This is a genomic window from Corynebacterium sp., assembly GCF_030530965.1.
Taxonomy (GTDB): Bacteria; Actinomycetota; Actinomycetes; order Mycobacteriales; family Mycobacteriaceae; genus Corynebacterium.
In genome coordinates, this window is the sequence record NZ_JAUMTY010000060.1 from 1 (window position 1) to 10,735 (window position 10,735).

At 59.8% G+C, this 10,735-nt stretch carries 5 protein-coding genes and 2 pseudogenes; 4 read left to right on the top strand and 3 right to left on the bottom strand.

The annotated features are described in order from the left end of the window. Positions 1-445: 445 nt before the first annotated feature. Together Q3981_RS09320 and Q3981_RS09325 are read right to left on the bottom strand one after the other, a co-directional pair. On the bottom strand, positions 446-1,339 hold the full coding sequence (locus Q3981_RS09320; RefSeq protein ID WP_303125571.1) for a hypothetical protein: 894 nt from the start codon (positions 1,337-1,339) through the stop codon (positions 446-448). A gap of 10 nt (positions 1,340-1,349) precedes the next feature. Beyond that, a complete protein-coding gene (locus tag Q3981_RS09325) occupies positions 1,350-2,231 on the bottom strand; it encodes a hypothetical protein (RefSeq protein WP_303125579.1) in 882 nt (293 codons plus the stop codon). 255 nt (positions 2,232-2,486) lie between these two features. Between Q3981_RS09325 and Q3981_RS09330 the strand changes: the two are divergent. From Q3981_RS09330 to Q3981_RS09345, 4 genes and pseudogenes are all read left to right on the top strand, one after another. Then, a pseudogene (locus tag Q3981_RS09330) lies at positions 2,487-3,092 on the top strand (NYN domain-containing protein); the annotation flags it as partial. A gap of 1,011 nt (positions 3,093-4,103) precedes the next feature. After that, a pseudogene (locus tag Q3981_RS09335) lies at positions 4,104-4,451 on the top strand (NYN domain-containing protein); the annotation flags it as partial. A gap of 74 nt (positions 4,452-4,525) precedes the next feature. Then, positions 4,526-6,622: a galactan 5-O-arabinofuranosyltransferase gene (locus Q3981_RS09340; RefSeq protein ID WP_303125582.1), complete on the top strand. Its 2,097-nt coding sequence runs from the start codon at positions 4,526-4,528 to the stop codon at positions 6,620-6,622. 60 nt (positions 6,623-6,682) lie between these two features. Next, positions 6,683-10,264 carry an arabinosyltransferase domain-containing protein gene (locus Q3981_RS09345; protein WP_303125584.1) on the top strand — a complete coding sequence of 1,194 codons (3,582 nt, stop codon included), beginning with the start codon at positions 6,683-6,685 and terminating at the stop codon, positions 10,262-10,264. 11 nt (positions 10,265-10,275) lie between these two features. On the opposite strand, the gene Q3981_RS09350 is transcribed toward Q3981_RS09345, so the two are convergent. Then, a partial coding sequence (locus Q3981_RS09350) for a glycerate kinase (RefSeq protein WP_303125586.1) occupies positions 10,276-10,735 on the bottom strand: 460 nt, incomplete at its 5' end.

The window sequence follows — 10,735 nt, forward strand, 5'->3', positions numbered from 1 at the left end:
ACCAACACAAAAGTACATTGGCACACTATCGAGTTCTCACACAACACACGCACACCCAGCAGCAATCCACACAACTGTGAACCCCCGCTCAGGCAGCAGAATCCAAAGCTACACCCACACCAGCAACCCCGTCAACTCACCGTCAACACGAGCCACCCAGCCGGGCACAACAACCAGGATTCAAACACCACCAACACAACCAACAACCGGCTTCACTGCTTTCCCAGTAACCGGGTGGCTGTCTCGGCGACGACAAAGAACACTACACACCCCACCCACACACCACAAACCCCCAGCACAACACCACAAAACACACCAACAAACATTCACCAAGCGAGACCACCGTCGGCAATAAAACAGTGAGTTCACGAGTTAAGGCCGTGAGCTAAAGGCGGAGCGTGAACTGTGAGCTGCTTGCCAGGCAAGCGGTGTGTGGTGGAAAGAGTTAGCTTGCGATCGACACCGCGGTGATGATGAACAGAACAGCTACCCATGTGGCTTGACCGAGGGCGAGAACTGAGTTCTTTCTCCACATAATGGCTCGCGGGACGCCGAAGCTAATTGCGTTCCGGGCGATGGCGACGAGCACAAGCCCAACAAGGACGCAGATTACAAGCAGGCCGACAACGAGAGCGATCATCGAGCCAGTCGCGAAACTAATGCCACATAGAAGCAGGGCTACAGCGAAAACTCCCCACCACGTTTCGCGGGTAGGTAGGAAGTGCCAGGTCAAGTTGTGCTGCTCTTCCTCTGTACGCGGCGTTTCTGCGGAGGAACGTCCACCGCACAGCTCCACCATCAGATCCGACAAGCCTGCACCTTCGCCGACGAATCTTGATTCTGCATAGTGGTCGCCGTCCAACTTTTGCTCGCCACCAAGCCCCGGATACTGCCGCATCGACATCGTCCGCGACCCCGCGAATGCGTTAAAGCCGAGCCCCAGGACAACGCCGGCAAACGCCACGACCAGCAGATACACGATAAATGGAGTCACAGATTCCGTATGGGAAGAGCCAAGGAAAGGCGGCAAACTCCATCCTGCGATGCCGCGTCGGACGAGGACACCGATCAGACCGCCAACCAGGACTAACGCCACTGCACGGGCCGCGGCAACCAGCACATAATCGCGGACATAGCGGGAAATGGTCAGGCCAAACGCTCGATAGGCCAACAAGCGCGGGTTCCCATACGGCGTGAGAATGCACCACACCATCGCCGTCGCCACGCCGAACACAGGCTGCGACGCATCCATCCATAACGCCAGGACAACCATCAGGTCCACTAACCAGCGGCTGCCAATTGACACATCAGCCAAGGACAAACGGTCACGAACTGGCATCACGCACCCCCTACGCGTCCTCCGTCGGAAAATCCCCAACAACCCTGCCGCCAGAGACGACGAGGAGGCGATCCGCGGACGCGTGCACCAGGTTGTCGGCGCCACGATCTGCCTGGTTCATCACGACCGTCCTCGGATGTGCAGCACAATCAGCCACGAGAGTCTGCATCACTAACTTCCGACGTTCCGGGTTCAGGCCCTCGCACGGTCTATCCCATAACGTCAACGGCGCACGCGCCGCCACAGCCACGACCGCCGACAATAGCGTCCTGGCCTGCGTCGATAAGTGATTGACCTTGGTGGAGAGATCCAACTGGAAAGCGCGAGACACCATTTCCGCGTAATCGTCGTCCCAGTTTGGGTAGCGACGGGCGGCAGTGCGGAGTACCCGGTCGGCACGCCACTGAGCGGGGTACCGAACCGACGCCCCGGCCAGGACGGTGCTGTCCATTGTGCGGGCGTTGTCATAGGGGGGCTCGCCAAAAACGGAGACGATTCCGCCTGAAATGCGCTCTTGACCAGCAAGGACATGCAAGATACTGACTGCCGACGCCGACGGGCTAGGAGTAGCTACGTTCAGAGTAGCGGTGGTAGGGGTGGAAGTGGCAGCGGTCGCAGCGGTGGCGGTCCGGCTACTAGGGGATTCAGGGGCAGCATCCCCCACGAATGAATAAATCAAGTCCTCATGCAACGCTAGATTGCAATCACGCACAAGAACCGAGGCATCCTTGCGGCGTCGAGTCCCCCACGGCACGGACCACACGCGGCGGGCTTCTACCACCGTTGCCTTCCGCATCCACGCGATCGGAGCGTCGACGGGATCCCATTCCCGCCACTCTCCAGCAGAGCGATCGCGCGGATCTGCCGTCGGGTCCGTCGAATGCAAGTCCATACCCTCTACTCTTTACCACCTTGTCCACTACGGGCGCGCGGTGAAACCCGACATTGAGCGTCGACAAGCCCCCGTTAAGGTGATACATAGCGAACTACTATTGGATAGTTGGGGGAACCAATACAGTGGGGGCTCCCCGCAAAATGCACTAGAATGCGGGCGCGTGAGTCGGCGTTAGTGACTAGAAATCGCTAACCTGAACCCCAGAACCTTTTACAAAAAGTTAGATAAATTTTAGTTAGGAAACCGTGAACGATGCTCGAACGCACCTTAGTTTTCGTCGATACCTCTTATCTTCTAGCAAGCTTTTACAACTCATGGGAGGAAGGTGCCCGAACACAGCTCGAAATTGATCTACCCGAAGTCTGTTCAGTGCTCGACCGAATGATTACGCAACATGTTGGCCAGCCTGTGCAGCGACAAAACTGGTACGACGGCATCCCGGATTCCGGGCCTCACCGGTACCAACGCGCACTCCGGACAGTCGACGGGGTTCAGCTGCGTGCGGGGCTACTGATCGAGACTGGGCAACGGCGCACACAAAAAGCGGTCGATACCAGGCTCGTTGCCGACATGATTCTGGCGGCGGTCCGCCAACAGTGCTCCGACATGGTGCTTGTGTCCGGCGACCAAGACATGATCCCCGGTGTTGTTGAAGCGTCCGCGATGGGAGTGCGGGTGCACCTCTACGGGTTTAGCTGGGACTCGATGTCCAATGCACTCCGGCACAAATGCGACTCGATCACCGTGCTGGATCCGCGCGAAGACTTCGCCGATACCATGCAGATCCAGCCGCTCGAGGGACCCATTCCGCCGTCGATTCCCCCGCGGCCGCTGGAGGCGCAGGATCCCATTGTCGACGGACAAACAGCGGAAAATGAGACGTCCGGTAGTGCGACGACTGGGGATGCTTCTTCTGACAAGGCCGCCCCGGGCGATGGTGAGTCGAATGACGGTAAAACCGGTGGTGACGGTTCCGACGCTGGCGCTTCGGGCGCTTCTGTTGGTGGAACCGGCGTGCCTGATTCCGCTGCCTCATCGGCTGACAAGCGGGCAGCGTCCACAGCCGGGACCAGCGTCGACAATGGTCAGCTGGCGAAAAACAAGGGTGGCGACGACCATTCCTCACGCGCAGACTCCACCCATGCCCATGAAGCGAACGCTCATGAGGCGGATCGACATGGAGCGACCGGCCAACCCGGAAACACCAGCGACGACACGTGGACATCCCGGCGCGTCCGCGGAAACAACAATGCCGCCGATGGTGAGCATGGCGGGCAATCAACGTCCGCCCACGAATCCCACTCAGCGGAGTCAGCGCCATCACGTCCTACGCCGGCCGACATGATGGCCTGCGCCCGACGGAGCGCTAACGCAGCGGATCGTCGGCACAGTGGGGATCGCGATGGGAACCGAGATGGACACCGAGGCCCCGAGATCACCAACACGCCGTCGCAAAGCCGCCCGACGGATGCTGACCAGGCGGTACCTGGGCAAACAGAGCATTCGCCGTCGGGAGGATCACCCGCGACGAGGATTCCGGAGTCCAGCGTCGGCAAGCAACGAACCACTCAACCGGCTGAAGCAGTCGGGGGAGCTCTGGCGGCGAATGAAGGTTCGACGACGGAGGCGGCCGATAATCCGGCGCCGAAGGACGACAGCAAGCCCGAGGATCCGCGATCGGCGGATCGGCCGGCCACTGTGGCGACCCCGGGGAGTGTTGCGGCGCGCCATCAAGCAGCGCAACTTGCAGCATCACAGCAGGCATCGGATGGGGGTTCGGCTGAGAATACCGACGCGACCGCGTCGGGCGATGACTCGAACGATGACTCAGGCAACGGCAGTGCTCCCGAGTCTGCAGCGCCCACGCCACAGCCGAAGCCCGCGCCCAAGCCATCGATGATGGCGCCACGGAGGAAGCTCCGTTCGCGGTACGTGCCGCTGCCCAACGAGATCTGGACGACCACGGGATTCCAGACCCCGTTTGACGTCGGCCAACAGTATGCGACCTGGTGGTTCCATCACGTCGCGACCGAGGAACAGCGTGACAGTGCGCACGTTCTCTCCGGCGGAGGGCTCCCGCCGAATGTGGATCGCCCGCTCCTGCAATTCGCGTGCGAATCGTTGCACGAATACACGCTGAGCGAATCGCAGCGTGTCAGCCTGCGCGACGGGTTTCACACCGGGATCCGCGCGATCCTGATCACTGGCGAGGACTAGTCGCTGACGGGGATTGCCGACGGCGACGCGTGGCAATATCCCCTCTGTCCCACCGATATGCCATGATCTACCCCATGGCATCGAAAAAGGGGAGCGATACGTCGCACAAGAATCCAGCATCCACACCAGTTGCGGATTCCACCACGACAACCCATGACGCGGACAGTGTCGACAACGCCGACACAGCCGCATCCGCAGATCCCATTCTGCCTGCTACAAGCCGCACCGCCGACCACATTGGGCTCAGGCGAACCATCATAAACATGGCCCTGGCGGTGGCTGGGGGTGCGATCATGTCGCTGGTTTTCTGGCGCCTCATGAAAACCACGCACTATCCGGCTTTTAGCAACTCCAACGTTCTCAAGGCGCTCTCCACGCTGACCTCGGCCATCCTCATCGTGGTCGTCGCTGCCCTCCTCATTTGGTGGGTTCACGACGAAAAACAAGCCGGACGTGGCAGCGTCGACAAGAACACCGGTGCAAAAAACTCCGATGCAAAAAATGGAGCTGCCTCCCCCGCTGTTCGTCGTCCCCGATGGCGAGTCTGGTTGACATACATCGTCACCTACATGTCCCCCGCCGGACTGGTAGGCACGGTGCTCACCATCCCCCTGTCCGCAACTCGCCTGTACCTCGACGGAATCTCCGTAGACCAGGCATTTCGGACCCAATTCCTCACCAGGATGACCGCGCAATTCGGCCTTCACGACATGGCCTACCCGGACATCCCCACCTTCTACCCCGCCGGCTGGTTCATTACGGGCGGACGGTTTGCCCACTACACCGGACTCGCAGGGTGGGCCGCCTTCCAACCGTGGGCCATCATCACACTCAGCGCAGCAGCGTGCATGCTCGTGCCCGTATGGCAGCGCATCACCGGCAGTCTGCCACTCGCCACCACCATTGCGCTCACCACCACGGCCATCATGTTGTCCATGTCGTCGTTCGAGCCCTACGCGGCGATCGTCGGCATGGGGATCCCCGCTGCAGCTGTGTTCGCGTGGCGTGCCATCAACGGAGCCCGCTGGTCGGCCCTCGCAACAGCGATCTTCCTCGGCGTATCGGCAACCCTGTACACCCTTTTCACCGGTGTTAATGCCCTCGCCATCGTCGTCATTGGGCTCGTCATAGCCATCCGTCGGAAATCGTTCCTACCGATCATCCGGCTCGCGGGCATTGGTATCGGCTCCCTCCTGATCGCAGCGACTGTCTGGGCTCCCTATATCAAGGACCTGCTGACCAAACCACACGGAAGCACAGATACCGCGCAGCACTACCTACCTGCCGATGGGACACAAATCCCGACACCCATGTTCCACATGACCGTCCTCGGGTTCCTCTGCCTCGTCGGTGTTATCTGGCTCATTGTGCGCTTCACCCATCCCATTGCGATGCCGATCGCCATCGCTGTGCTGACTTACTACGCCTGGGTGCTGCTCTCCATGGCCGCCACACTCCATGGGACGACGCTGCTGGGGTTCCGCCTGGAACCGCCGATCACGATGCTGCTCGCTACCGCCGGTGTGCTCGGACTGCGTGATGCCCTCGCGCACGGGATACCTGCTCTGTACCCCGAGCGGTTTGCCACCGCGGCACCCACGATCACGCTGGTCATCGGCGTACTCGTTGGGATTGCGGCCACCGAATTCGCGGCGACAATCCCCTGGTCCATCTCTCACTCGATCAATTCCGCTTACTCCGACACCGACGGCGACGGGCATCGCAATGACGGAGTCCCCGCAGATTCTGGCACCTATTACCAGAAAGTTGCCGACACCATCGGGCGTGAGCCCACTGACACCGTTCTTCTTGCCGACGAACAGGCCTTCATGGCGTACCGCCCCTACCTCGAGTTCCAGGCGCTGACCGCCCACTACGCCAACCCGCTCGGCGAATTTGTGCAACGGAACGCTGCCATCGAGAAGTGGTCAGAGGCGGAAACCCCCGAGGAACTCAACTCCGCCATGGACGACATGCCCTGGCGAAAACCCGACGCCATTCTCTTCCGTGGCTCCGTCGACGATGATGACTGGGCCCTGAACGTCGCTGATGATGTGTACCCCAGCGACCCGAATGTGCATTTCCGTTCCATCCGCTTCAACCCCGAAGCATTTAGCGACTGGACAGTGACGCAGGTTGGACCATTTATTGTCGCTGTTAGACCCCAATAGATGTCAGGTGATGTAACCAGAATGGTCTCCTCACAGGAACGTGACGTAGACTCCCAACACGTGTCACGGGTGAAAACTGACAGCAATAAAGGAAGCAGTCCCGCCCCGCAACAGCCCCACAATGAAGGCTCGGGCGGAGACTCCAACATTCGGCGTACCAAAATGGTGGCGGCGATCACCGGTATTGGTGCCTTCCTGCTGTTCATCCTCACCCCCCTCCTGCCCGTCAAACAGACACAATCGTCCATTGACTGGCCACAAAATGACAACATCAATTCCGTTGTCGCACCCCTGATTTCTTATTCCCCCGAGTCGCTCGACTTCACGGTCCCGCTCTCCCTGGCTGACAACCTCAACGACAACCAGACGGACCTTCTTTCCACCCTCCCGCACGATTCACGGTTCGTCGCGTCCCGAGGGCTCATTGTTCGAGCCACTGACGACGGTGTCGACGTCATCAACCGCAGCCAGGTCATTCTGCAGATCACGAACTCGACGCTTGACTCACTGCCCGACGACGCCACGCTCAAGGTTCACTCCGACGCGACGTCGACAACCATTGATGTTCCTGGTCAGACCGACAAGAGTGGGAAAAAACTCTCGGCGACTGTCGAAGGAGACAGGCGCCCGCAGATGACCGGTGTCTATACCGAGGTCGCGTCGAGCGCCAAGGACGACGCCATCAACGCCGGGTTCCAGGCGCACGCGACTATCGATTCGCGGTTTACGTCGCGGCCGACCCTGGTGAAGTATGTCGTGATGATCGCCGGGCTCATCTTGGCGTTGGTCTCCCTTATCGCGCTCTGGAGGTTAGACAAGGTCGGCACGCGCAACCGTGTGCCGCTGCTGCCGAAGAACTGGAAGAAGTTCACCACCCTCGACGGCATCGTCAGCACTGTACTGATCTACTGGTATTTCTTCGGCGCGAACACGTCGGACGATGGCTACCTGCTCACGATGGCGAGGGCCTCCAAACACTCCGGCTACATGGCCAACTACTACAGGTGGTTTGGTGTACCCGAATCTCCCTTCGGCGCCCCCTACTATGACCTCCTCGGTCTCATGGCACGGGTCGGGACGACATCCACGTGGATGCGGCTGCCCGAAATCATCGCCGCATTCCTCACCTGGTTCCTTCTCTCACGGTGTGTCATCCCACGCTTCGGCCCAGAAATCGCGAGACGAAAAGTCCCCTACTGGACCGCGGGCTTCGTGTTCCTGGCCGTCTGGATGGCCTACAACAACGGCCTGCGCCCTGAGCCGGTCATCGCCCTCGGCGCGATCTTGACATGGGTCCTTCTGGAACGGGCCATCTGCACGGACCGACTGGCCCCGGCAGCTCTCGCCGTCATCGTGGCGTCGATATCGCTCGCGGCGGGGCCAACCGGGCTCATGGCTGTGGCTGCACTCCTGGCAGCACTGTCCGGCATTTTCCGGATTGTCATCCACCGCCTCGACGCGCTGGGCACCCCGAAATCCTCAAGCAAGAAAGCGGTTGTTGGAGGGGTTACAGCGCTACTCGCGCCATTCCTCGCAGTGGGCACCGCGATCCTCGTCGCCGTTTTCGGGGATCAAACTCTCTCCACCGTGATGCAGTCGATCAAACTGCGCGGATTTATCGGCCCATCACTTCACTGGTACGAGGAGTCGGTCCGTTACGAAGCACTCTTCTCCGCGACGGAAAACGGATCCTTCGCTCGCCGATTCCCCATCTTCATGGTGATTCTGGCACTGGGCACCGTGCTCGCCGCCATGCTGCGCCACAAAACCGTTCTGGGCGCGCGGCCTGGGCCGACACAGCGGCTCGTCCTCGTCGTTATCGGAACGGCGTTCTTCATGGCATTCACGCCGACGAAATGGACCCACCACTTCGGCGTCTACGCAGGTGTGGGAGCTGCTGTTGCCGCTCTAGCCTCGGTTGCCGCGTCACAGTTTGCCGCGCGATCCGTCCGTAACCGGTTCCTTTACCTCGGTGTCACCATTTTCCTGGGAGCTCTCGCGCTGGCGGGTATTAACGGTTGGTGGTATGTCTCCTCACTCGGAGTCCCGTGGTACGACAAACCCATCTCGATCAAAGACACCCAGGTATCCACCATTGTGTTGGTCATCGCGCTGCTCATCATGGTGTGGGGAGTTATCCAATCCTTCCGGTTGGACATCCAAGAGACGCTGGCCGAAACCAATTCAGAGAGCGAAGCGCTGGAAAAGCGTGAACGCGCGCGGGCACAACGGTTCGCTGCTTTGACGTCGTCACCGATTGCTGTTCTCTGCGCGCTTGTCGTTGTCTTTAACTGTGCAGCCATGGGGAAAGCGTTTATTAAGCAATACCCCGCGTACTCCGTCGGGCTAGGAAATATCCGCACTCTAGCAGGGAAAACCTGCCAAATGGCGGATTATGTTGAGGTAGAAAAGCACCCATCGAGCAATATGCTCTCTACTGCCGACGGCAGCAAGTTTAAGGATTCGTTGACCGCCGATAACAACCAAAACTTCGGCGCGAATAATATCCCGGCAGCCATCTACCCTGACATCGACTTCAACACGGTCGACACTGTTGATGCTGCGGAACAAGAAAGGGCGGAGAACAACAAGTCGCGGAACTCGACTAACAACTCGTCCGATACGGATAGTTCTGACCAGAGCACGAACAACTCGACCAGCGGGTCACAAACATCAGGGACGAACCGCGGGGAAGCCGGGGCTGGTGACTCTGAAAAAGCGAATGCCCGGGGAACGAGCAATTCGAGTTCGAGCTCCACAAGCTCCGCTGGAACAAAGGGCGGTACCCAGCACACGCGCGGGATTAACGATTCTGCGGCTGCGCTTCCGTTCGGGCTTAACCCCAAGAAAGTGCCGGTTGTCGGCTCATACAGCAGCGGCATTCAGGTACCTGCCGAGACTAAGACCTCGTGGTACAAGCTGGACCAGCGCACATCACCACTGATCGTGGTGTCGGCTGCGGGATCTATTAAACACATCGACAGCAATGGAGTTGTCCAGCCGGGCCTCGATTTGGTGCTGGAGTACGGCCACAGAGATGACAGTGGCAAAGTCACCAACATGGGTGAACTCCTCCCCATTGATCCCGGTCCCGCCCCTATGTGGCGAAACCTCCGGTTCCTCACTTCAGACATTCCCGACGACGCTAATGTGCTCCGCCTGCACGCTAAAGATAAAGAACTAGCGCGGCGGGACTGGTTAGCGTTCACGCCGCCACGGATGCCGCAGCTTGAGACCCTCAACTCTTATGTGGGCCGCAAGGACCCGGTGTTCCTTGAATGGGAAACGCCACTGCAGTTCCCCTGCCAGCGTCAATATGATCACTGGGCAGGTGTGGCAGAGCTGCCGAAGTACCGAATAGCGCCCAGCTATGACTCACAACGCGCCAACAGCGGATGGATGGACTACAGCGGAGGCGGATCCCTCGGCCTGGTCGAAACAACCACCGTCCCTATGGCTCTGCCTACCTACTTCAGGGATGACTGGGGACGTGACTGGGGTGAACTCGATCTGCTTCTGCCACCTGCTAACTCGAAGAAGAAAGAGATTAAGCCCGGTCACATTACCGAAAAGACCGAAACTCGTTCCGGTCTGTGGAACCCTGGCCCGATGAATTACAAAGACCAGGGGTCGTCCGCCTAGGCCGGGCGTGTCTAGACCGGGTGTGTGTCGCCCGGGTGCGTGTGGCCCGCTTGGAACCGTCGGACAAGCTTTTCTGTAGCACGTTCGACGTATTCGGCGGCGTGCTGAATGGTGTCATCCGTGTCGCCCGCTCGGTCTGACACCTCGGCGAGCCCAATGACATCCGATATTCCGGCGTCCGCGAGCTCATCCTTCTGAACGTTCACTGCTCCGGCAACAGCCACAGCTGGAATGCCACGCGCCCCAGCCCGGCGCGCTGCTGCGACGGGGACTTTCCCCGACAACGTCTGTTGATCTAGAGACCCTTCGCCGACTATCAGAAGATCAGCCCCGGCTTCTAAAGCGTCGTCAAAACCGTTGAGCTGGGCGACGGCGTCAAAACCGGGAACGGTCACAGCCGAGCACACCGCCGTTAGACCAGAGGCGAAACCACCCGCTGCGCCCATTCCTTCGTTGGCTGGATCAAAGTCT

Coding starts and splice junctions, on each gene's coding strand:
- Q3981_RS09320 (WP_303125571.1), bottom strand. CDS start 1,339: ATGCCAGTTCGTGACCGTTTGTCCTTGGCTGATGTGTCAATTGGCAGC.
- Q3981_RS09325 (WP_303125579.1), bottom strand. CDS start 2,231: ATGGACTTGCATTCGACGGACCCGACGGCAGATCCGCGCGATCGCTCT.
- Q3981_RS09340 (WP_303125582.1), top strand. CDS start 4,526: ATGGCATCGAAAAAGGGGAGCGATACGTCGCACAAGAATCCAGCATCC.